We start from the raw sequence: 20840 nt of genomic DNA on the forward strand, positions 1-20840 counted from the left end.
GTCGGACCACCAGCGCCGCGAGCTCGTCATATGACGGGCGGCGATCCGGGGTCTTCGACACACGAAGATCATCCCATTGCAGGGACACCACTCACGCCATCATGATCTTGATCTGCTGAATGCTTACCTCAATACCCCCGGCCCTGCCGCCCCGAGACGAAGATCTCTGCGATGGAAGCGATTCGAGTTCTTGAGCCCCACGGGCTTGACCGGTGCTTGGGTGTGTCTGTGGTGAAGCCGGGCGTGTCCCGCCCTCCGACCCTTCCTATCAGGACCTTTTATAGGGTGCCAATTGGGGCTGGCATTACTGTCAGGCCCGAGGGGCCCGATGGCCGACATCGCAAACCGGACAGTTCGCTCTCGCTACCCGGCCCGCCCAATGTGCCGGACGCGTGCCGAAGAGCATGTGGCGAGCATGAACTCGGCCATCTTTGACCTCGCAGAAGATACTCGAGAATCGAGAAAGTGCAGGTCAGATGGGGTATGGAGTGGTAGGGCGCCCGGGGCTCGAACCCGGAACCTACGGATTAAAAGTCCGCAGTTTTGTTTCCGCATGCCAGAGCGTGCCGTGTTCTGTCGCATGGGGTTCAGAAGTGCCAGCGCAAATGCATCGAATCTGGACATTCATTCATGAAGCACTGGCGGCGATTTGTCCGTGAATGTCATGGATTCGAAACCGTGTGCCGCTGTTGGTTGTTCGGTGCAGGTGCCGATGTGGTTTGACTAAAGATTGACCTATCGCGCTGTCCTAACTCGGCCTTTCTGGCCGGTATTTCAATAAGTGACGCTGAGGCCGCCGCCATGCGATCAGCGCGGGGCCCTCTGCGTGAGGCCGGCGTTCTCCGGCCGAGGCAGGCAACCGGATGCCCCGGGCTCGGCCGGAACGTGCGCCGGGGCAATGTGACCAGCGGATATCGCTTGACATGGGTGGTGAAGGTGGGCGTCGATACCCGACCGCCCCGGGCCAGCCGGTGGCCCCGAACGTCCCCGCTGCGGCTCATGACGGGCCTGTGCGGGCCGTTGGGGGCTGCCCTTCGGCCCGGGGCACGGCAATCCCCACTCCGGGCCGCCGGGCGGCGGCGTGCGCGGTGATGGGCCGGGTACGCGATGCCGCCGGTGGCGTCCGGCACCGGTCATACCAACGCCGACAGCGCTCGGCGGGGGCGCGGGGATGGGGGAGCGCCGCAGGAAGCGCGACGTCGGGCAAGCGGCGACGCGAGATCAGCGAACCAGGGAAAGGCGCGACAGCGACGATGAACGGAACCACCTTCAAGACGTGTTCCTGCCGGGACGAGGCGACCGGCAAGAGGCTGGGCAAGGCCTGCCCGAAGCTGCGCCGCCCAGGCGGCGGAGAGTGGTGGAGCAGCACCCACGGCAGGTGGGTCTACCAACTCGAACTGCCCGCGCACGCGGACGGGAGGCGGCGCAACCCGCTGCGCCGCCGGGGCTTTGCCACGCTGGAGGAGGTCGAGGCGAAGCTGGAGCACGCCCGCGCCCTGCTGGCGCTGGATGAGGACCCGCACATCCAGCGGAAGATCGCCGAGCTGATGCTGTCCATGCTCAAGGACAGCAAGGCCCTTCCTGCGGTGGAGGAAGTCCGGCGCAAGGTCCGCACTCGGCAAGACCTCAACCCCACTGTGACCGTGGCGGAGTGGATGCAGGAGTTTCTGCGCCGTAAGCGGAAGATCGATGCCACCACCCGGCGCTCGTATGAGGCGCACATCCGGCTGTATTTCACCCCCTACCTGGGTGACATCCGGCTGGATCGGCTGCGGGTGTCGGATGTGGCGGGGATGTTCGATGCGATCGAGGAGTTTAACGACGTCATCACGACCGCCCGTGCCAGCGGCGATGCGGAGCAGCGGGCTAGGGTGCGGTATCGGCGGCCGGTCGGCGCGGCCACCATGCACCGCATCCGCGCCACGCTCCGGCACGCGCTGAACATCGCGATCAAGCAGGACCGGCTGATCGACTTCAATCCGGCCGCGGTGGTCGAACTCCCCGACGCCGACCGTCCCAAAGCCTTGGTGTGGACCGACGAGCGGGTCGCCGACTGGAACCGTCACCTGCAGCACCGGCTGGCTGTGGAGCAGCAGCGGCGCGGGTCCCGGCTCAGCCGCGCCAGCATGATCAACGTGTATGCGTCCGTGCCGAGGCCGTCGCCGGTGATGGTCTGGACGCCCTCGCACACCTACGTCTTCCTCGCCAAGGCGGCCACGCACCGGCTGTCGGCTCTCTATCGGCTGATCGCTCTACGGGGGCTGCGCCGGGGCGAGGCCGTCGGGCTGCGCTGGAAGGACGTCGACCTGGCCGCCGGGACCGCAGGAGTGCACTGGCAGATCACCCAACTGGGCTGGGAGCCGGTGCAGGGCAGACCGAAGACCGAAGCCAGCGACCGCACCATCGCTCTCGACGAAGACACCGTCAGCGCGCTGCGCGGGCACCGCAAGCGGCAGGCTGCTGAGCGGCTGGCTGCGGGCGAGGCCTGGACGAACAGCGGGTTCGTCTTCACCGATGAGATCGGCGGGCCGCTGCATCCGCAGCAGGTCAGTGACCAGTTCTACCAGTTGGCCTTCCAGGTGGGGCTGCCGCCGGTGCGGCTGCACGATCTCCGCCATGGGGCCGCCTCGCTCATGCTGGCTGCCGGGGTCGATCTGAAGGTCGTGCAGGAGACTCTCGGCCACGTATCCTCCACCTTCACCCGTGACACCTACACCAGCGTCTATCCCGAGGTGGCCCGCGCCGCCGCCGAATCCACCGCCGCCCTCGTCAACACCGCAGCCGCAGGTGCCCAGACAGCACGGCTAATCACGCTGCCGACCCACATCGGCGACACCACCACCTGAACCACCGAAACCCAGCAGGCCCGCCGATCCTCCGGCGGGCCTGCCTTTGTCTTCAGCGGCTGTCGCGTAGGTGATGTAGCCGATCGATCCTGAGCCTCGCGTGAACGGGCCGAGAGTAAGCGCTTCGAGAAGCAGCGGATCTTTTATCTGCTGGTCACGAACGGCCAGAGGGCAAGACGAGCCGACTTGGACGAGACTTGACCGCACATCCTGCTACCGCTGACCAGCGACGCCGTGCAGGCCTTCTGACTTGATCTTCTGATGGTCATCTCTGGGGTCTGAGCTGACAGTGACGGTCTAAATGATCTACCGCGATACACGGTCCGTACACAAGAGCAACCACCGAGCAACCAACCATGATCAACAACGAGCCCAGAGGCCAGCGAAAACTGAGAAACCCCAGGTCAGCGGCGGTGTTGGAGAGTAGGGCGGGTGGGACTTGAACCCACGACCCACGGATTATGAGTCCGATGCTCTGACCGGCTGAGCTACCGCCCCTTGATTCAATTGTGTGGCGTGCGGTGGGGACGTCGAGAGGATCATGCTGAGCCCCCGCGCATGCTAAGGCTAAAGCATCGGATCCGGTCGTGGTGCCCGGCCGAACGGGAGACGGGTCTCCGCCGACATCATTCCATGCCCAGCAGGGTTGTTGGAGCCTGAGTCGATCATAATCGCGTCTCAGCCGAGGGGGCCCGCAGGTGGGCCCGGCGGAGAAGGGTGCGTAGGTGGAGGGTTGCGTCACGTCTGGTGTCGGCGCGGGTCGAAGCGTGTCGGCTATCCAATGGGTTCGGATTTCGCCGGAGCTCGGGGCACGGCGGCGGAGGTGGATGCCTCCGACCTGTGGCGGGCCGTTCAGACGGTGGAGATTGTCTTTGGGGCGGCGAGGAGATCAGGCTCGCTCGGCGGCTGAGGGAATGCGACTACGGCATCTGCAACGGGGGAGGTTGCGGCCTTACCGGGCAGGCACGTCGACGGCGTGACACTTCTGTCTGCTGACCTGGCCGTACGTTCCACACCACCCTGCCCGAAGGAAGAAGACCGCCCTGCCCGAAGAAGCAGGGTGAGGGCAGCGAGCGGACTGGCCACTCGCTGCCCCTCCAGGACCCCCTACGTGGTCATGGGCGGTTCAGGCCCAGGGTGTACGAGCCCGATCCGCTGTACGCATGCACGCGATACCGGTAATACCCAGCCGTACCGTTATAACTGAGCGTCTCGTCCGGGTTCGGGCTGGTGGCGCTGGCCACGACCGCCCAGGCTGAGCCGTTCCACTTCTGCAGGTACACGTCGAAGTCCGTGCCGTTCGGCCCGTCCAGGCAGGCGGCGTGGTTGCCGGAGACCGTGGTCTGGTAGTACGAGCCGTTCGGCTGGTACGCGCTCTGGTTCGAGGTCAGCGAACCCGAGTACGTCTCCTCATAGCTCTGGCATCCGGTCGGCGGCGGTTCCGTGCCGCCCGCGGTGACCAGGGTCAGGCCGCCTACAGAGAGGAGCTCGCCGATAGGCTGGAAGTACGTGGTGCCGCCGCTGGTGCAGTTGCCCGAGCCGCCCGAGGTCATGCCCTGGGCCTGGTCGCCCGAGATGAACGAGCCGCCCGAGTCCCCGCCCTCCGCGCACACCGTGGTACGCGTCAGGCCCGACACCGAGCCCTCCGGGTAGTTGACGGTGGTGTTGAGTGCGGTCACCGTGCCGCAGTGCCATTGGGTGGTCGAGCCGGAGCGGCACACCGAGCCCTGGGGCTGGGTGACGGTCGAGCCGCGTACGGGGAGGATGCCGGCGCTGTAGCCGTTCACGACGCCGGGGGCGGTCCAGTTGGAGTTGGTCGCCACCCACGAATAGTCGTTGCCGGGGAACGACGAGATCTGGAACGTCCCCTGCGACACCTGGTTGTAGCCGGTCGTGGTGACGCCGGAGGTGCCGCAGTGGCCGGCGCTGGTGAAGCCGAGCTGGGTGCCGCGCCGGGCCGCGAAGCCGACCGAGCAGCGGTAGCCCTGCGAGGTGTAGTACGCGTCCCCGCCCCGGATGTCGTAGAACAGGCGCGGGCGTTCGGCGGACTGTTCGAGTTTCACGGCGGAGGCGTCGACGCCGCTGGCGGCGATCCAGGATTGTGCGGCCTGGGGGTCGCTCGTCTGGACGGTGACCGAATTGTCCTGAGGGGAGACGGCCCAGCTGTGGACCGATGCCGGGGGCGCCGCTCGGTCCAAGCTTTCCTTGACGGTGGTGAGCTGGGCGAACGTACGGGACACGATGCGCGCCCTGGCGCCCGCCCGGGTGATCTCGGCCGTGTCGGACGCGTCGACGCTGGCCACGACGAGGGCACTCTCGGCGCCTTCGTACCAGGTGCCGGCATAGCGGTCGCCGAGCTTCTTGCTCAGGGCCGGTGCGGCGGCGTTGCCGCGGGATTCGTTCGCCAGGCGGTTGAGCGCCTGTTCCTTCGTGATGCCGAGGTCGCGCTGCAGGGAGTCGACCACGCCGGACGGCGGTTTGGCGGTTGCGACGGCGGGGGTTGCCGTCATGACTAACGCGCCGATCGCGATCGCGATCAGCGCCGGGGTTCGGAGCATCTGTGTCTCCTTGCTGCTGGGGGGTGCCGTCACGGTAACGGCGGATGCCAGGAGCGGAGGAGTACTACTTTGCCCCTATCACCGTGTTATGGAGCGGTGCCATAACCCGGGTTTCGTGCCAGCCAGTCGTAGTAGACCTGGCTTCGGCGTACGGAGTCCATGTGGGCCTGTTTCGCCTGACCCGTCACCCACGCGGCCTCGGGGGCGGTGGGGTGGCGGCCGAGGAGTTGCCGCCAGCGCAGCGGCGCGCCGGCGATCGGGACCATGGCCAGGCCCTGGGCGGCCTGGTGGGTGGCCTGGCAGAGCACCACGGCGCGGCCGACCTGCGCGAGGTGCGTGCACGTCGGTACGTCGGTCTCGTAGATCGTGCCGGGCGTGAACCCGGCCCGCGCGCACGCCATCGCGAAACAGTCCGCGAAACAGCCGTCACCGGGTGTCACCGCCCACTGCTCGGCCGCCAGGTCGGCCAGCTCCACCTCCTTCTCCCCGGCGACCGGATGGTCCTCTGCGACCAGGCAGAAGACGGGGTCGACGCTGATCGTCTCCCACAGGAGCGTGCCGGTGGGGGTGCCGGAGTCGCCGCAGGCGCCGGTCAGTACGTAGTCGAGGCGGCCGAGCTCGACCATGCTGGTCAGCTCGTGCGTCGACCAGGAGGTGTACGTGCTGACCGTGCGCTCCGCGGCGAGCCGGTCGACCAGGCCGCCGAGTATGGGGCCGTTGGTGGCGCCGATGCGGAATCCGGGGGAGGGGGCGTGGGCGAATCGTACGGCTTCGTCCTGCAGTTCCTTGGCCGCGGGGAGGAGCACCCGCGCCCTGGCGACGACCAGCTCGCCGAGACGGGTGGGTCTGGCGCCATGGCGGTCACGCTCGAACAGGGCGCCTCCGAGCACCCTCTCGATGCGCTTGAGCTGCGCGGTCAGGGCCGGTTGTGCCAGCCCGAGCAGGGACGCGGCCTTGCTCACACTTCCCGCGTCCGCGACCGCGCGGACGATCCTGAGGTGCCTGAGCTCGAGGTCCATAAAGGGAAGGTAAAGGGGCGATCTCTTACAAACAATGGCTATATGTCAGGAATTGTGACAGATATTGTCGAGGGCCCCTGGGGTAGGGGTAACCCATGACGACGATGGGAATAGATCCGGCCCAGCTCAGCGACGAGGACGTGGTACGCGAGCTGCGGCAACTGCACGCCACCCGCAGCGACACCTTCTTCCACGGATCGGACGACGCTCTGGCGACGCATACTTCCCGCACCAACGAGCTGGAGGCCGAATACCTCCGCCGCAATCCGGAGCGCGAGGTCGACCCGTTGCGGTTGAGGGAGGGAGCGAGGCAGCGGCGATGACCGAAGGCCACGATGTGCAGGAGCTGACGGACGTCGACATCTACGTGTACGAGGCGGTGGCGTCCCAGACGGTGGAGTCGGGCGAGGCCTGCTTCGCGGGGCTGGTGCGGGCGTCGGGGCTGACCGAGGACGAGGTACGCCGGAGCCTCGCCACGCTGGTGCAGGACGGGTACGTGGTGCCCAAGGGCGACGACGGGTATGGACTGGGGCCGCATACGTTCGAGGTCGAATACTGACCTATCCCGCTCAAGGGCCGTCAGATCTCCAGGACGAGCTTCCCCCTGCGCACCCTCGAACGCGACGGCCTGGCCATCCGCACGGTCTACCCGACGATCCCGGTCGAATACGAGCTGACCGACCTGGGCAGGAGCGCCTCTGACCTGCTCAGGGCCATCGGCGTGTGGTCGGGCGAGCACGCCGACGAGGTGATCGCCGCCAGGAAGGCCTACGACGAGCGGGCCGGCAAACCGGTCGAGCCGGTCAGATCCGTCTGAACCCGATGACGAGATCCCGCCACCCGTTCCGCGAAGCAACCTCCTCATCCCGCGAAAGCGGGTCCGAGCAGCGGAAGTGCGACTGTCAGGAGTAATGTCAGGGAGTGGATGTCGCCGATCTGACTCCCGCGCAGGCGCGGGAGCGCTTCCGCGCCGGCGAGCGGGTGCCCACCGCGGGCTGGTGCCGGGGCTGGACGCAGGCCAACCTGATCGCGGTGCCCAAGTCGCTGCGATACGAGCTGCTGCTGTTCGCCCACCACAACCCCCAGGCGTGCCCGGTGCTCGACGTCGGGGAGCCGGGGGCCTGGTCGACGGCCTTGTTCGCCGGCGACCTGCGTACCGACCTGCCCGGATACCGGCTCTACCGCGACGGCGAGGTGGTCGCCGACCTCGACGACGTGGTGGCGGAGTGGCGCGACGACCTGGTGCCGTTCCTCATCGGCTGCAGCTTCACCTTCGAGCGGGCACTGCTGGCCGCCGGGGTGCCGGTGCGGCACCTGGAGCTGGGCACGAACGTGCCGATGTACCGCACGAACGTCCCGTGCCAGGCCACGCCCAGCCTGGCGGGGCCGCTGGTCGTGTCGATGCGGCCGGTGCCCGAGGAGCTGGTGGACACCGCCGTCGAGGTGAGCGGCCGCTACCCGATGGTGCATGGGGCGCCGGTGCACGTCGGCGACCCCGCGGCGATCGGGATCCGCGATCTGGCCCGCCCCGACTTCGGCGACCCGGTCGAGGTGCGCGCGGGGGAGGTGCCGCTGTTCTGGGCCTGCGGGGTGACGCCGCAGGCGGCGGTCATGGCCAGCGGCGTCGAGTACGCGATCGGCCACCTGCCGGGCCACATGGCGATCATGGACATCCGAGACGACGACCTTCTAGCGATTTGACGAGGTCGCTTCACCCGGCTGGTCCCTCGCCTGCCCGCCCTGTTCGCGGCGGTATGCCTGCCGCCGTGAGCTGCTCAGCGACGGGTGCCGCGCCGCACCGGTTGTCGATCTCCAGATGCGGTACGGCCGGAGGCTCGTCTACCCGGATGTTTCTCAGGTAGTCCCCGAACGCCGCCAGCTTGCCCGCGTCCCTCCCGAACCCCCTGGCCACGAGGCGTTCCCGCAACGTCGGGCCGTCGGATCGCACCCAGAGCAGGCGCACCGGCGGCCCGCCCAGGTCTTTCACCCACTCCGCCCACAGGCCCGGGTCGTGCACCTGGCTCGTGAACGGGCCGTCGAGCATCACCGGGCAGCCGTGCTCGCGGATGTGCCGGGCGATCCTGGTCAGGCCGGCGTACTCGTGCCGCTTGATGTGCTGGTCGTACCAGGGGCCCTCGCGCTCGCCGTCCGGCCGGCCGTGGGCGCTCAGGACCTCCGCCACGAAGTCGCCGTACACGGTGTCCTTGTCGAGCAGGGCGGGCACGGGGGAGAGGCGGGCGAGCAGCGCGGCCGCCACCGTGGACTTGCCCGCCCCGGGCGGGCCGCTGATCACCCAGACGTCCACCTCAGGAAGCCTACGCGGATTTGCGTACGCCGGTGCCTCGTCTCAGCGGACGACCTCTTCCGTGAATACGGCCAGACTCCTGCCCATGCTGACCGTCTTGACCAGGGCGTTCCGGGTGCCGGAGCTGCGTGGGAAGTTGCTGTTCACTCTCGGCCTCATCGGGCTGTTCCGGCTGGGGCAGCTCATGCCCGCGCCAGGGGTGGACGTGGTGGCCGTGCGGGAGTGCGTCGGGTCGGCCAAGGGCGGCCTGTTCGACATGGTGCAGATGCTCAGCGGGGGCGCGATGCTGCAGCTGTCGGTGTTCGCGCTCGGCGTCATGCCGTACATCACGGCCAGCATCATCATGCAGCTCTTCGCCGTGGTGGTGCCCCGGCTGACCCTGCTCCGGAAGGAGGGGCAGCGCGGGCAGGCGAAGATCACGCAGTACACGCGGTACCTGACCGTCGGGCTCGCCGTGCTGAACGCCGGAACGGTGGTCGCGCTGGCCCGCGCCGGGCAGTTGCTGCCCGGGTGCGCCCGGCCGCTGCTGCGGGACGACGGCCTGCTGTCCGTGATCGTGATCGTGCTGACCATGGTGGCGGGGGCCGGCGTGGTCATGTGGCTGGGGGAGCTGATCACCGATCGGGGGATCGGGAACGGCATGTCGATCCTGATGTTCACCCAGGTCGTGGCCGTGTTCCCGGCGTACCTGTCGAGGATCTTCATGCTCAGCCCGGGCGGGTTCGTGGTGATGACGGTGTCCGGGTTGTTCCTGGTGGCGGCCGTGGTGTTCGTGGAGCAGGCGCAGCGGCGCATCCCGGTGCAGTACGCCAAGCGCATGGTGGGGCGGCGCATGTACGGGGGGAGCAGCACGTACATCCCGCTGAAGGTCAACCAGGCGGGGATCGTGCCGGTCATCTTCAGCACGTCGCTGCTCTACCTCCCCACGCTGGCGGCGCCGCTGCTGGGGGACGAGGCCGGAGGGTGGGTGTCGCGCAACCTGACCTCGGGGACGCATCCGCTCTACATGACCGTGTACGTGCTGCTGATCGTCGGATTCGCCTACTTCTACGTGTCGATCACCTTCAATCCCGAGGAGGTGGCGGACAACATGCGACGGTACGGCGGGTTCGTCCCAGGCATCCGGCCCGGCCGGCCCACCGCGCAGTACCTGGCGTTCGTGTTGTCCCGGTTGACCGCTCCCGGGGCCGTCTATCTGGGGATGCTGGCGCTGCTGCCGCTGGTGGCGTTCGCGATCCTCCGGGACCCCGGCACGCAGCAGAACTTCCCGTTCGGCGGGACCAGCATCTTGATCATGGTCGGGGTGGGGCTGGACACCGTGAAGCAGATCGAGGCCCAGCTCCAGCAACGCAACTACGAGGGCTTCCTCAGGTAGAGACGGTCAGCCCGGCTCGCATGGCGAACACCACGAGCTGGGCCCGATCCCTGGCACGAAGCTTCACCATGGCGCGGCTCACGTGGGTGCGTACGGTGTCGGGGCTGATCACCAGCTCCTTGGCGATCTCCTCGTTCGACCTGCCGGTGGCCACCCACGCCACTAGCTCCCGCTCCCTGGGTGTGAGCGTGTCGAGCCCTTCGACCGGCTCGGTGCCGTGCCGTCCGAACAGCCCGATGACCTTCCTGGTGATCGCTGGAGACAGCAGCGCCTCTCCGGCGGCGACCACCCGCACGGCGTTGACCAGCTCGTCGGGGGCGCTGTCCTTGAGCACGAAGCCGCTGGCCCCGGCCTGCAGGGCGGCGAAGACGTAGTCGTCCACGGCGAACGTCGTGACCACGACGATCCTGGTGCCACGCAGCTCCGGATCCGCGGCGATGGCCCGCAACGTGGCCAGTCCGTCCATGCCAGGCATGCGGATGTCGAGCAGGAGCACGTCCGGCCGGGTGCGGCGGAGCAACGCCATTGCCGCCGCGCCGTCGGCCGCCTCGCCCACGCACTCCATGCGAGGCTCCCGCTCCAGCAGCGCCCGCAACCCCATCCGTACGACCGCCTGATCGTCGGCGACGGCCACCCTGATCACGCCCGCCGCGGCGTCGTCGGCGGTCACGCCGAGACCTGCGGGAATCTGGCCAGCACCCGGAAGCCGCCGCCCTCGCGTGGTCCGGCGGTGAAGTGGCCGCCTGCTTCGGTGACCCTGGCCCGCATCCCGGCGAGCCCGCGCCCTTCGCCCGAGCCCGTCCAGCCTGCGCCCCGGTCGGCCACCTCCAGCACGAACTCGCGCGGATCGCCGCCCACCCGCACGAGCGCCCTGGTCGGCCCGGCATGACGCAGGACGTTGGTGAGCGACTCGCGCACCACCCTGTAGACGGTGCTCTGGAGATGGGCGGGCACGGCAAGGTCCGCGGGCTCGACATCCACCGGCAGCCCCGCCGCCCGCACACCGTCGATGAGCCTCGGCAGGTCGCCACCGGGCGGATCGATCCCGTCGAGCGCCGCCCGCAGGTGGGCCAGCGCCGCCGTGCTGGTCTCCCTGATCGCCTGCAGGGACGCCCGCGCCTGCTCGGGATCGTCGTCGAGCGTGACGAGTGCGAGCCCGGCCTGCATGGCGATGGCCGCCAGCCCGTGCCCGGCCGCGTCATGCACCTCCCCGGCGATCCTGGCCCGCTCCAGCGCCACCGCATCAACGCCGGCCGCGTCCTGCCGGTCGCTTGGATGGCGCGCCGGGCGTACCGTCCTGAGCTGTGCGGCCGGTGCGGCGGGGATGCCCCACGCCGCCTGTGCGGACGGCCCCTGGCGCACGAACTCCGCCGGAGCGCCGTGCCGGGCCGAGCGCGCCGGCGGATCCTGGGAGGCGTCGGCCGAGAGGTGGACCTGCGGTGGCTCGGCGGCTGCCGCCGCGGCGGCGCGGGCCTGGGCCAGGCCGCTGAACGACCACGGGACGGCCAGCCAGCCCGCCCACGCCAGCATCACCACGACCGGCACGTCGCCGAACCGGCTCAGGCGCGACAGCGTGGCGAGCGGCCTGTGCAGGCGCCCGCCCCACCGCGTGTGCTCCGTCGCCATCCCTCACCCGCTCAGGCTCGTGTAGCCACGATCCTAACGAGCTTTCACACCTTCCGGCTCTCCCGCGGCCCGTCCAGACCCCACGAGATGATCTTGGACGGGGTGATCCTGATGATCTCGCGGGAGAAGTACGGCAAGGGCGGCTCCTGGTCCGTCAGGGCCACCGCCGTGCCGCGGATCTCGATGCCCCGCGGCGTCCATGGATCGACCGAGGCCAGGTCGTCCACGACGAACGCGACCGTGCTGCCCTGCTGGATGTTCCTGAACTTCTTCGACTTGCCCAGAGCGTGCCCGCCGATGACGATCGTGCCGCCCTCGGCGTCGACGAAGAACCCGACCGGGTTGTTCTGCGCCTGTCCGTCAGATGAGACCGTGGCCAGGCGCCCGAGGTGCTGCGTGGCCAGGTAGTCCAGTTCCGCTTTCGTGAAGATCATGCACCTCAGTGTGCAACCTTGACATCGGTTGAGGTCAAGCCGGCGTTCAGGCGGGCTCGGGGAGGGTCAGCCCGGAGGTCAGCCAGCGCAGCGGATTGTCGTGCGTGACCAGGCGGATCGTCTCCTCCTCGACCCCGGACTCGCGCAGCCGCGGCAGCAGGGCGTGGAACAGCTGGGCGTATCCGGGCCCGCCGTACCGCTGCGCCTGCGCCACCCGGCTCAGCCCCGTGCTGATCAGCAGGCGCGCGGCGTGGCCGTCCTCGATGAGGCCGAGCGCGATCTTGGCCGCCTGGTCCGGGCCGAGGCCGAGGACGCTCAGGCTCACGTACGCGTCCGCCTCGGCGATCTTCCTGGCCGCGCCCAGGTCGGTGCCCGCGTAGCCGACGGCCACCCGGTAGCCCGGCAGGTTCTGGCCGAGCAGGATCTCCAGCAGGACCAGGGCGTTCCTGCCGTGTGTGGCGACGGGCAGGCGCGACTGGATGGAGGCGCGGGCGGCGGCGACCAGGCAGCGCTCCTCGCGTGGCGTGGGTTCGGCACCCCAGGAGCCGACCTCGCCGATCACGCCGGGGAACACCCCCGTGCCGTCCACGCCGCTGAGGATCTCGTCCATCAGCTGGCCGGTGAGCGTGTCCACGTCCGTGTCGCCGACGTTCGTGAACGGCTCGGCGTACAGGCCGGTCGATGCGATCACCGGCACCCGGCTGCCCGCCGCGATGCGGGCCAGGGAGGCGGCGTCGCGGCCCATGCCCAGGCAGGACAGCTCGACCACCAGGCCGAGCTGGTCGGACTGGCGCAGCTCGCGGAGCTCGGCGCTGACGGTGTGCTCCTCGTCGAGCCAGCGGTGCGGGTCGGAGTCGATGCCGGCCGCCCAGCGCATGTCGGTGCGCAGGTGCTCGTGGGGGAGTACGGCACCGTTGACGGCGGCTGCGCGTACAGGACCGGTGACGGTGCGTAGCAAGACCTCGGGCATAGCAGACATTAACCGATATTTGCCGCAAGCCGCCCGTTTAGGCAGGAAAGTTTACCCTCTGGGTGGTTTGGTGATTTGCTAGTCGTCTGCAAGTGGCCACGGGGGGCCGGGCCGTATCCTGGGTGGCACACCGACTGCCGGGGGGAATTGTGCAGATTCAGGACTCCGACACCGGCGACGCCGACGTGATCAAGCACGGGGCCGCCGATCGCTCCAGCATGCCCGAGCGCCGCACGGGCATCCGGGGCTGGCTGGACGGCGTCAGGTCCACCCGTGCGGGGGCGCTCACGCTGAAGATCGTGGTCGGCCTGATCGGCGCCATCATGGTGGTGGGCGGGCTGATCATGGTGCCGTTCCCCGGGCCGGGGTGGCTGGTGGTGTTCGCGGGGCTGGCGGTGCTGGCCACGGAGTTCCACTGGGCGCACAGGGTGCTGGAGTTCGGCAAGCAGACGCTGCACACCTGGACGCAGTGGTACAAACGGCAGGGCTGGACCCTCCGCATCCTCGTCCTCATCGTGACCGTGGCCGCCGCGGCCGTGATCGTCTATTTCGGCCTGCGCACGCTCGGCGTGGACGTGATCGAGATCGCCCAGCGCTTCATCTAGACCAGGTCGTTATCGCCGCCCGAGATTTCGCGATTCCCTGCCTATTCTGCGGGGCGTGATCGCCAAATTCGCCATCGCGCTGTCCCTGACGCTTTTCGCCCAGGCCGCACCGCTCTCCACGCCGGCCGCCGCCCAGGTGGATCTCGCGCTCCCCGGCACCGCTGACATGAAATATCACGAAAAAACAGGCGATCCGGTACGACTCACCGCCTACGGCCTCGGCACCCGGCGAACCTACCTCAGGTCCACTACTGGCCCCATAATCGGCAACGCCTTCGCCTGGGAGAAGACCCTCTCCGAAGTGTCCGTGTCGCCCGGCGGCCGGCTGGCGGCGGGCGTGCCCAGGGCGTACCGATCGGGCTATGACGCGCTCGTCGTCACCGACCGCACCACCGGCGGGACCACCAGCATCCGCACGGTCAAGAAGCCGCTCACCGCCTCCTACGCCTCGTGGTCCCGCGACGCCAAGAAGGTCGCGCTCACGGTCGAGCAGAAGGTGAGCGGCAGGTGGCGCGTGCTCGGCTACACCGTCGTGGACGTGGCCGCGAAGACCGCGCGCACGGTCCGGATCTCCGGCCTGAGCAGGAGCGCGGGCTTCTGGTGGAGCCCCGACGGCAACCTGGTCTCCCGGTACGGCACGGGCCTGCGCGTCTATCGCCCGGCCGACGGCACGGTCGTGCGCACCTACGCGGGCGCCGGCCTGCCGACGGGCCCCGAGGACTCGTTCTCGCCGTCCGGCAGGCGGGTGGCCACCTGGTGCCCGTCGCGCTTCAAGGAGCAGCTCTGCCTGGTCGACGCCGCCACCGGCAAGATCGCCCGCCGGGTGAACGCGAAGCCGGAGGCGTTGTTCGGCTGGTGGGACGAGAGCCACGTCATCGCCGTCATGTCCGGCAAGAGCGCCTACCGCCTGTCGGTGCTCGACCTCTCGGGCAAGGTGACGCGCGTGCTCGCCGATGTGCCCCGCAAGACGTGGGCCGCGGACCTGTGGCTGTCCTTCACCCGGACGTCATAGGTAGAGACCGGTGCCGTGGTCGGTCTCCTGGGTGGCCACCGCGTGCAGGTCGCGCTCGCGCATCACCAGGTAGACCTGCGCGTGCAGCTCCACCTCGTACTGCTCCTCGGGGTTGAACAGCACCTTGTCGCCCACCTTGACCGAGCGCACGTTCGTGCCGACGCCGCAGACCTCGCCCCAGGCCAGCCGGTTGGCCATCTTGACCGTCGCGGGGATGACGATCCCGGAGCCGCTGCGCCGCTCCTCGGTCTCCTGCTCCAGCCTGATCATGACCCGGTCGTGCAGCATCTGAATCTCGAACTTGGGCTCTAGCACAGGCTCAAGTTTACGAGCCGCCGGACCCGCAAGACCCGCTTACCACCACAAGCCCGGCCGTGGCAGGATGATTCCATGATCATGGCCTTCGGCGAGACCGGCTGGCAATGGCTGAACGCCCCCCGCGAATGGACCGCCGACGACGGCCTGAGCCTGTTCTGCGACCCCGGCACGGACATGTGGCGCAAGACCCACTACGGCTACACCTACGACACCGCCCACTTGTTCGGTCGCACGCTCCCCGGTGACCTGCGGCTCACGGTCACCTTCTCCGGCGACTACGCCGAGCAGTACGACCAGGCCGGAGCCGTGCTCAGGATCGACGAGGACAACTGGATCAAGGCAGGAGTGGAGTACGTCGACGGCGGCTTCCACCTCAGCACGGTCGTGACCAGGCACGTCTCGGACTGGTCGGTGCTGCCGTCGGCACGCCCGGCGCGACGGGTGACGTTCGGCCTGGAGCGCGTGGGCGACGCGGTCACCGTGCGCTACGGCCTGGACGACGACCCGCCGGAGACCATGCTGCGCCTGGCCTACTTCCCGCCCGGCGCGCCCGCGCTCGCGGGCGCCATGGCCGCCGCCCCGGTCGGCAAGGGCTTCGCCGTCCGCTTCGACGACATCCAGATCACGGAAGCCTGAGTTCGGCGAACACCGGCCGATGGTCGGTGCCCTTCAGGCCTGCCACACCGAACTCCCGCACCGCCATCCGCGAGTCCGCCAGCACGTGGTCGATCGTCACGCCGGGCATCTTCGAGCTCTGGGGCCAGGTCGCCAGGAACCCGCGCCCCATGACGTCGGCCGCGTCCCGGTACCCGGCCGCCAGCAGGTCGCGCATCGGCAGGTGGTCGAGCGTGGCGTTGAAGTCGCCCGCCAGCACCCGTACAGGGCGGACCCGCCGACCCCCTTCAGCGGTACACCCACGGCCAGTCCGGCTCGAGCCCGCTCAGCCGCAGCGCCGCCCACCCGGCGAACGGCGCCACCACGATCCAGCTCACCCATGTACGCACGCCCTTGTATCGCCACAAAGCACGATTCGAGTTCATGAGAAGGTGTGCACCATGCGCGACGTCGAAGCCAGAGTCCTGAACGCCATCGACGCGGCCGAGACCGTGAACCTGCTGGCCGAGACCGTCAAGATCCCCAGCGTCACCGGCACCGACGCCGAGTCCGAGCTGCAGCACCGCTTCGCCCGCCTGCTCACCGAGGCGGACCTGGACGTGGACGTCTGGAAGCTCGACCTCGAAGGCCTGACCGCCCGCCCCGGCTTCCCCGGCACCGAGGCCCCCAGGACCGAGGGGTACGGCGTCGCGGCCGTGACCGCGGGCGAGGGCGCGCCCGCGCTGGCACTCCAGGGCCACGTGGACGTCGTCCCGACCGGCGACCTGGCCAAGTGGCGGGGCAGCGACCCGTTCGCCGCCCGGATCACCGGCGACGTGCTGCACGGCAGGGGCGCCTGCGACATGAAGGCCGGGCTCGTCGCCAACCTGGCCGTCGTCAGAGCGCTCAAGCGAGCGGGGGTCAAGCTGGCCAGGCCCTTGGCGGTGCACTGCGTGATCAGCGAGGAGGACGGCGGGCTCGGCGCGTTCGCCACCCTGGCCAGGGGACACACGGCCGAGGCGGCGGTCATCACCGAGCCCACCAGCGGCGCGGTGATCACGGCCAACGCGGGCGCGCTGACGTTCCGGCTGGAGATCGCCGGGCGGGCCGCGCACGGCGCCACCCGGTACGAAGGGGTCAACGCGATCGAGGTGTTCTGGCCGGTGTTCCAGGCGATCAGGCGGCTGGAGGCCGAACGCAACAGGGACGTCCCCGCCGTCTTCGGCGGCAACACGATGCCGTACCCGATCGAGGTCGGGACCGTGCGCGCGGGTGACTGGGCCAGCACGGTGCCCGACCTGCTGGTCGCCGAGGGGCGGCTCGGGGTGCGGCTGGAAGAGGACCCGGCGGCGGCGCGGGCCGCGTTCGAAGAGGCCGTCGCGAACGTCACGGATCCCTGGCTGCGCGCGAACCCGCCCGTGGTGACGTGGCCGGGCGGGCAGTTCGCCAGCGGCCGGCTACCCGCAGGACACGAACTGCTCGACGATGTCAGCCGGGCGGTCGCCGACACGACAGGTGAGCGGCCCCGGGAGTCGGCCGCGCCGTACGGGAGCGACCTGCGGCTCTACGCGGCGGGCGGGATCCCGACGCTGCACTACGGCCCGGGGGACGTGCGGTTCGCGCACGCCCCCAGGGAGCAGGTCGAGCTGCGGGAGCTGCGCGAGGTCACGCGGGCACTGGCACTGCTCGCGGTGCGCCGCTGCGGAGCACTCTGATCAGCGCGCCCGGGGTCATCAGCGACGGCGGCGGGTCGTACAGGTTCGCCACCCGCAGGAAGCGCAGCGCCAGCTCGGGGTCGTGGGCGGCGGCCGCGTGGAAGCGCTCCAGGTACGCGTTCACCATGCGCAGCTCGCCCAGCCAGAACGGCGTGCGTGAGCCGCGTCCGCCCGCGTCGACGACGAGATCGGCCGGGATCGGCTCGCCGTCGGCCAGCCGCACCCCCGTGACCCGGCCCTCCTGGGACAGCAGGCCGGTGGCGATCCTGTTCGCCAGCACCCGTACGCCCGGCAGCGCGCTTACCCGGCGCCGTACCTGCCCTTCGAGCAGCGGCCGGCTGACGAGCAGCCCGCTCGGGCCGCTGTCGCCACGGGCCAGCCGGTGCCCGTTGTGGACGTGACGGGCATTTCGCTGGATGTCGCCAGTGACGACCCTGCTGGCCGAATCCAGGCCCGGCTGCGACGCCGACGTCCTGTCCCACACGCTGCTGGCCGCCATGGGAGCGGAGGCGGCGGGCGTGCTGAGGGAGCAGTACGGCCAGGCCAGAGCGGCGCGGGGCATCACCGCCCTGGCCGAGGCCCTGACGGGTTAGGCCGAGGCGGTCACCCGGCGGCGGGCCTCGGGGACGATGAGCGGCGTGCCGGACTGCGGATCCCGGATGATCTCGCAGCGCAGCTCGAACACGTGACGCACCAGGTCAGGCGTGACGATCTCGGTAGGGTCGCCCTCCGCCACGATCTCGCCGGCCCGCATCACGATCAGGTGGGTCGCGTACCTGCACGCCTGGTTCAGGTCGTGCAGCACGGCCACCATGGTCCGCCCGGCCTCGTGCAGGTCGGCGCAGAGGTCCAGCACCTCGATCTGGTGGGAGATGTCCAGGAACGTGGTCGGCTCGTCCAGCAGCAGGATCGGCGTCTCCTGCGCCAGCGCCATGGCCAGCCACACCCGCTGCCGCTGCCCTCCCGACAACTCGTCCACGATCCTGTCGGCCAGCTCCGCCACGTCGGTCGCCAGCATGGCCTCGGCCACCGCCGCCTCGTCGGCCTTCGACCACTGCCGCATGAGCCGCTGGTGCGGGTAGCGGCCGCGGGCCACCAGGTCGGCCACGGTGATCCCGTCGGGCACGATCGAGCTCTGTGGCAGCAGGCCCAGCCGCCGCGCCACCTCCTTCGACGGCAACGACGTGATGACGCTCCCGTCCAGGTGCACGGCGCCCGTCCTGGGCTTGAGCATCCTGGCCAGCGCCCGCAGCAGGGTGGACTTGCCGCAGGCGTTCGGCCCGATGATCACGGTGAAGGACTCGTCGGGGATCGCCACGCTCAGGCCGTCGGCCACGACCCGCTGGTCGTAGGCGAGGGTGAGGTCGGAGCCCGACAGTCGGGAAGTGGCCATCAGTGGCGGTCCTTTCGCAGCAGCAGGGCGAGGTACGTGCCGCCGATCGCGGCGGTCAGCACGCCGACGGGCAGTTGGGTGGGCGCGAGCAGCCGCTGCGCGGCCAGGTCGGCGGCGGTCAGCAACACGGCTCCCATCAGCGCCGACGCTCCCAGCGTCACCCCGGGCGAACGGGTGAGCCGCCGGGCGAGCTGCGGCGCGGCCAGCGCGACGAACACGACCGGACCGGCCGCGGCGGTGGCCACCCCGGCCAGCAGCACGCCCGCCGTGATGGCCACCGCCCGCACGGCCTCGACCCGGATGCCCATGGCCTTGGCCGCGTCGTCGCCCATCTCGATCATCCGCATCGGCCGCGCGACGGCCGCGCACAGCGGCAGCAGCATGGCCAGCGCCAGCGCCACGGGGATCGCGTGGTCCCACCCCCGCCCGCTCAGGCTGCCGGTGAGCCACGCGCCCGCGGTGGCCGCGTCGTTGATGTTCGCCCTGGTCAGCAGGTACGAGTTGAGCGCGAGCAGCAACGCGTTGGCCCCGATGCCGACCAGCACCAGCCGGTAGCCCTGCACGCCCCCGCGGAAGGCCATCGCGTAGACCAGCACGGCCGTGATCACACACCCGGCCAGCGCGCCCCCCGCGATCGTCATCGCGGAGCCCCCCGCCACCACCGCGATGATGCCGCCCGTCGAGGCGCCGGCGGTGAAGCCGATGAAGTCCGGGCTGCCCAGCGGGTTCCTGGTGAGGCTCTGGAAGATCGCGCCGCTCACCCCGAACGCCGCCCCGACCAGCAACCCCGTCACCACCCGAGGTGCCCGCAGCTTGCTGACGATCAGCTCGGCGACCGGCGTGCCCTGGCCGAACAGGGCGCCTGCGATGTCCGGCACGGGCACGGTGAGCTCGCCCGTAGAAAGGGCCGCCACGGTCACCACGCAGGCGACCGCGATCAGTGCCGTGCCGACGAGCAGCGCGCGGGGCGCGAGCCGTACGGACCAGGGGCCGACCCGGATGGTCACAGCGCCGCCACCCGCTTCCGCCTGGCCAGCATGATGAAGATCGGCGCGCCGATCACCGCCCACACGATCCCCACCTGCACCTCTCCGGGGCGGGCGATCAGCCGGCCCACGACGTCGGCCCCCAGCAGCAGCACCGGCGCGGCCAGCGCCGAGTACGGCAGCACCCACCGCTGGTCGGGCCCCACCAGCGCGCGTACGGCGTGCGGCACGATCAGCCCGACGAACCACAGCGGCCCTGCGGCGGCGGTGGCCGCCCCGCACAGCAGCGTGACCGCCACGCCGGTGAGGATCCGCGTCCGGTTGACCGCCACGCCGAGCGCCTTGCCCGCGTCGTCGCCGAGCGCCAGCATGTTGAGCGGCCTGGCCAGCAGCAGCCCGAGCACCAGCCCGACGGCCATGAACGGCGCCAGCCGCGCCAGCACGTCGGCCGTCTGCCCGGCCAGCGAGCCGGTCAGCCAGAAGCGCATCCGGTCGAAGGTCTGGGCGTCCATGCGCAGGATGGCCGAGGCCACGGCCGTGCACACCATGCCGAGCGCGACGCCCGCCAGCGCGAGACGTACCGGACTGGAGCCCGAGCGGCCGGCGGACGCGAGCGCGTAGACGAGTACGGAGGCCAGCGCCGCGCCGCCGAACGCGAACCACACGTAGACCGCGGGGTCGGAGAGCCCGAACAGGCCGAGCGCCAGCGTGACGCCCAGCGCGGCGCCCTCGTTGACGCCCAGCAGCCCCGGGTCGGCCAGCGGGTTGCGGGTCAGGCTCTGCATGAGCGCGCCCGCCAGCCCCAGCGTGGCGCCCACGCCGAGACCCAGCAGCGTGCGCGGGACGCGTAACTCGCGGATGACGGTGTGGTCGTTGGAGCCGTCCGGGGCGAGGAAGGCGTCGATCACCGTGGCGAACGACACCGACCGCGCACCCAGCGCCACGCTGGCCATCGCCATCAACGCCAGCGCTGCCACCGCGACGACCAGCCCGGCGACCAGCACCGCGGGACGCCCCCTGGGCTCGGCGCGGACGGTCGTGACCGTGTCCTCAGCCGGGCGCACCCGACCCCCTCTCGTAGCGG

The 20840-nt window shown here is 70.1% G+C and carries 24 protein-coding genes and 1 tRNA gene; 10 read left to right on the forward strand and 15 right to left on the reverse strand.

Going from position 1 to position 20840, the window contains the following annotated elements; genetic code table 11:
* Positions 1-1253 precede the first annotated feature (1253 nt).
* Positions 1254-2846 (forward strand): site-specific integrase, encoded by a 1593-nt coding sequence (locus tag ACFLIM_RS00005; protein WP_393160448.1) that lies wholly within the window; start codon positions 1254-1256, stop codon positions 2844-2846.
* Between the two features lie 424 nt (positions 2847-3270).
* Here the strand turns inward: ACFLIM_RS00005 and ACFLIM_RS00010 are convergent.
* The 3 genes from ACFLIM_RS00010 to ACFLIM_RS00020 form a co-directional block, all read right to left on the reverse strand.
* Positions 3271-3344, reverse strand: a tRNA-Ile gene (locus ACFLIM_RS00010).
* Positions 3345-3961: 617 nt separating this feature from the next.
* A complete protein-coding gene (locus ACFLIM_RS00015; RefSeq protein ID WP_393160450.1) occupies positions 3962-5404 on the reverse strand; it encodes a S1 family peptidase in 1443 nt (480 codons plus the stop codon).
* A gap of 86 nt (positions 5405-5490) precedes the next feature.
* Positions 5491-6423: a LysR family transcriptional regulator gene (locus tag ACFLIM_RS00020; protein ID WP_393160452.1), complete on the reverse strand. Its 933-nt coding sequence runs from the start codon at positions 6421-6423 to the stop codon at positions 5491-5493.
* Positions 6424-6518: 95 nt separating this feature from the next.
* Here ACFLIM_RS00020 and ACFLIM_RS00025 point away from each other — a divergent pair, with 95 nt between their 5' ends.
* The 4 genes from ACFLIM_RS00025 (at position 6519) to ACFLIM_RS00040 (ending at position 8124) form a co-directional block, all read left to right on the forward strand.
* The gene (locus ACFLIM_RS00025) at positions 6519-6746 is read left to right on the forward strand and encodes a DUF6158 family protein (RefSeq protein ID WP_393160454.1); all 228 of its coding nucleotides are present in this window, start codon (positions 6519-6521) and stop codon (positions 6744-6746) included.
* Positions 6743-6982, forward strand: coding sequence for a hypothetical protein (locus tag ACFLIM_RS00030; protein WP_393160456.1), 240 nt, complete (start codon positions 6743-6745; stop codon positions 6980-6982). Before ACFLIM_RS00025 ends, ACFLIM_RS00030 begins: the two co-directional genes overlap by 4 nt.
* 45 nt (positions 6983-7027) lie before the next feature.
* Complete coding sequence (locus tag ACFLIM_RS00035; RefSeq protein WP_393161575.1) at positions 7028-7240, forward strand: winged helix-turn-helix transcriptional regulator; 213 nt, start codon at positions 7028-7030, stop codon at positions 7238-7240.
* A 104-nt stretch (positions 7241-7344) separates the two neighbouring features.
* Positions 7345-8124 carry a putative hydro-lyase gene (locus ACFLIM_RS00040; protein ID WP_393160458.1) on the forward strand — a complete coding sequence of 260 codons (780 nt, stop codon included), beginning with the start codon at positions 7345-7347 and terminating at the stop codon, positions 8122-8124.
* A gap of 10 nt (positions 8125-8134) precedes the next feature.
* On the opposite strand, the gene ACFLIM_RS00045 is transcribed toward ACFLIM_RS00040, so the two are convergent.
* Positions 8135-8728 carry an AAA family ATPase gene (locus ACFLIM_RS00045; RefSeq protein ID WP_393160460.1) on the reverse strand — a complete coding sequence of 198 codons (594 nt, stop codon included), beginning with the start codon at positions 8726-8728 and terminating at the stop codon, positions 8135-8137.
* 85 nt (positions 8729-8813) lie between these two features.
* Here ACFLIM_RS00045 and secY point away from each other — a divergent pair, with 85 nt between their 5' ends.
* Positions 8814-10103, forward strand: coding sequence for a preprotein translocase subunit SecY (gene secY / locus ACFLIM_RS00050; protein WP_393160462.1), 1290 nt, complete (start codon positions 8814-8816; stop codon positions 10101-10103).
* On the opposite strand, the gene ACFLIM_RS00055 is transcribed toward secY, so the two are convergent.
* The 4 genes from ACFLIM_RS00055 to ACFLIM_RS00070 are packed head-to-tail and all read right to left on the reverse strand — an operon-like array spanning position 10096 to position 13133.
* A complete protein-coding gene (locus ACFLIM_RS00055) occupies positions 10096-10773 on the reverse strand; it encodes a response regulator (RefSeq protein WP_393160464.1) in 678 nt (225 codons plus the stop codon). The genes secY and ACFLIM_RS00055 overlap by 8 nt on opposite strands.
* Positions 10770-11729 (reverse strand): sensor histidine kinase, encoded by a 960-nt coding sequence (locus tag ACFLIM_RS00060; RefSeq protein WP_393160466.1) that lies wholly within the window; start codon positions 11727-11729, stop codon positions 10770-10772. Before ACFLIM_RS00060 ends, ACFLIM_RS00055 begins: the two co-directional genes overlap by 4 nt.
* Before the next feature lie 44 nt (positions 11730-11773).
* Positions 11774-12163, reverse strand: a complete 390-nt coding sequence (locus tag ACFLIM_RS00065) for a PPOX class F420-dependent oxidoreductase (RefSeq protein WP_393160468.1) — start codon at positions 12161-12163, stop codon at positions 11774-11776.
* Between the two features lie 46 nt (positions 12164-12209).
* Positions 12210-13133, reverse strand: coding sequence for a phosphotriesterase family protein (locus ACFLIM_RS00070; protein WP_393160470.1), 924 nt, complete (start codon positions 13131-13133; stop codon positions 12210-12212).
* 149 nt (positions 13134-13282) lie between these two features.
* On the opposite strand from ACFLIM_RS00070, the gene ACFLIM_RS00075 reads away from it, so the two are divergent.
* Complete coding sequence (locus ACFLIM_RS00075; protein ID WP_393160472.1) at positions 13283-13738, forward strand: TIGR02611 family protein; 456 nt, start codon at positions 13283-13285, stop codon at positions 13736-13738.
* Positions 13739-13793: 55 nt separating this feature from the next.
* Complete coding sequence (locus tag ACFLIM_RS00080) at positions 13794-14750, forward strand: TolB family protein (protein WP_393160474.1); 957 nt, start codon at positions 13794-13796, stop codon at positions 14748-14750.
* Here the strand turns inward: ACFLIM_RS00080 and ACFLIM_RS00085 are convergent.
* The gene (locus ACFLIM_RS00085) at positions 14745-15065 is read right to left on the reverse strand and encodes a GroES family chaperonin (protein ID WP_393160476.1); all 321 of its coding nucleotides are present in this window, start codon (positions 15063-15065) and stop codon (positions 14745-14747) included. The genes ACFLIM_RS00080 and ACFLIM_RS00085 overlap by 6 nt on opposite strands.
* Before the next feature lie 75 nt (positions 15066-15140).
* Here ACFLIM_RS00085 and ACFLIM_RS00090 point away from each other — a divergent pair, with 75 nt between their 5' ends.
* Positions 15141-15704, forward strand: coding sequence for a DUF1349 domain-containing protein (locus ACFLIM_RS00090; protein ID WP_393160478.1), 564 nt, complete (start codon positions 15141-15143; stop codon positions 15702-15704).
* Here the strand turns inward: ACFLIM_RS00090 and ACFLIM_RS00095 are convergent.
* Both ACFLIM_RS00095 and ACFLIM_RS00100 read right to left on the reverse strand, forming a co-directional pair.
* A complete protein-coding gene (locus ACFLIM_RS00095) occupies positions 15691-15942 on the reverse strand; it encodes an endonuclease/exonuclease/phosphatase family protein (RefSeq protein ID WP_393160480.1) in 252 nt (83 codons plus the stop codon). The genes ACFLIM_RS00090 and ACFLIM_RS00095 overlap by 14 nt on opposite strands.
* Before the next feature lie 28 nt (positions 15943-15970).
* Positions 15971-16108: a hypothetical protein gene (locus ACFLIM_RS00100; protein ID WP_393160482.1), complete on the reverse strand. Its 138-nt coding sequence runs from the start codon at positions 16106-16108 to the stop codon at positions 15971-15973.
* A 15-nt stretch (positions 16109-16123) separates the two neighbouring features.
* On the opposite strand from ACFLIM_RS00100, the gene ACFLIM_RS00105 reads away from it, so the two are divergent.
* Positions 16124-17377, forward strand: a complete 1254-nt coding sequence (locus ACFLIM_RS00105; RefSeq protein WP_393160484.1) for an ArgE/DapE family deacylase — start codon at positions 16124-16126, stop codon at positions 17375-17377.
* On the opposite strand, the gene ACFLIM_RS00110 is transcribed toward ACFLIM_RS00105, so the two are convergent.
* From ACFLIM_RS00110 to ACFLIM_RS00125, 4 genes are all read right to left on the reverse strand, one after another.
* Complete coding sequence (locus ACFLIM_RS00110; RefSeq protein ID WP_393160486.1) at positions 17328-17876, reverse strand: NAD(P)/FAD-dependent oxidoreductase; 549 nt, start codon at positions 17874-17876, stop codon at positions 17328-17330. The two genes, ACFLIM_RS00105 and ACFLIM_RS00110, sit on opposite strands and share 50 nt — an antisense overlap.
* 90 nt (positions 17877-17966) lie before the next feature.
* Positions 17967-18770 carry an ABC transporter ATP-binding protein gene (locus ACFLIM_RS00115; RefSeq protein WP_393160488.1) on the reverse strand — a complete coding sequence of 268 codons (804 nt, stop codon included), beginning with the start codon at positions 18768-18770 and terminating at the stop codon, positions 17967-17969.
* Entirely contained in the window at positions 18770-19777 is a 1008-nt protein-coding gene (locus ACFLIM_RS00120; protein ID WP_393160490.1) for a FecCD family ABC transporter permease, read from the reverse strand. The genes ACFLIM_RS00115 and ACFLIM_RS00120 overlap by 1 nt, the downstream gene beginning before the upstream one ends.
* On the reverse strand, positions 19774-20820 hold the full coding sequence (locus tag ACFLIM_RS00125; protein ID WP_393160492.1) for a FecCD family ABC transporter permease: 1047 nt from the start codon (positions 20818-20820) through the stop codon (positions 19774-19776). The genes ACFLIM_RS00120 and ACFLIM_RS00125 overlap by 4 nt, the downstream gene beginning before the upstream one ends.
* Between the last annotated feature and the right edge of the window lie 20 nt (positions 20821-20840).

The organism is Nonomuraea marmarensis (assembly GCF_043197025.1).
Classification (GTDB): Bacteria; Actinomycetota; Actinomycetes; order Streptosporangiales; family Streptosporangiaceae; genus Nonomuraea; species Nonomuraea marmarensis.

Coding starts and splice junctions, on each gene's coding strand:
- ACFLIM_RS00005 (WP_393160448.1), top strand. CDS start 1,254: ATGAACGGAACCACCTTCAAGACGTGTTCCTGCCGGGACGAGGCGACC.
- ACFLIM_RS00015 (WP_393160450.1), bottom strand. CDS start 5,404: ATGCTCCGAACCCCGGCGCTGATCGCGATCGCGATCGGCGCGTTAGTC.
- ACFLIM_RS00020 (WP_393160452.1), bottom strand. CDS start 6,423: ATGGACCTCGAGCTCAGGCACCTCAGGATCGTCCGCGCGGTCGCGGAC.
- ACFLIM_RS00025 (WP_393160454.1), top strand. CDS start 6,519: ATGACGACGATGGGAATAGATCCGGCCCAGCTCAGCGACGAGGACGTG.
- ACFLIM_RS00030 (WP_393160456.1), top strand. CDS start 6,743: ATGACCGAAGGCCACGATGTGCAGGAGCTGACGGACGTCGACATCTAC.
- secY (WP_393160462.1), top strand. CDS start 8,814: ATGCTGACCGTCTTGACCAGGGCGTTCCGGGTGCCGGAGCTGCGTGGG.
- ACFLIM_RS00060 (WP_393160466.1), bottom strand. CDS start 11,729: ATGGCGACGGAGCACACGCGGTGGGGCGGGCGCCTGCACAGGCCGCTC.
- ACFLIM_RS00065 (WP_393160468.1), bottom strand. CDS start 12,163: ATGATCTTCACGAAAGCGGAACTGGACTACCTGGCCACGCAGCACCTC.
- ACFLIM_RS00070 (WP_393160470.1), bottom strand. CDS start 13,133: ATGCCCGAGGTCTTGCTACGCACCGTCACCGGTCCTGTACGCGCAGCC.
- ACFLIM_RS00090 (WP_393160478.1), top strand. CDS start 15,141: ATGATCATGGCCTTCGGCGAGACCGGCTGGCAATGGCTGAACGCCCCC.
- ACFLIM_RS00100 (WP_393160482.1), bottom strand. CDS start 16,108: ATGAACTCGAATCGTGCTTTGTGGCGATACAAGGGCGTGCGTACATGG.
- ACFLIM_RS00105 (WP_393160484.1), top strand. CDS start 16,124: ATGCGCGACGTCGAAGCCAGAGTCCTGAACGCCATCGACGCGGCCGAG.
- ACFLIM_RS00110 (WP_393160486.1), bottom strand. CDS start 17,876: ATGGCGGCCAGCAGCGTGTGGGACAGGACGTCGGCGTCGCAGCCGGGC.
- ACFLIM_RS00115 (WP_393160488.1), bottom strand. CDS start 18,770: ATGGCCACTTCCCGACTGTCGGGCTCCGACCTCACCCTCGCCTACGAC.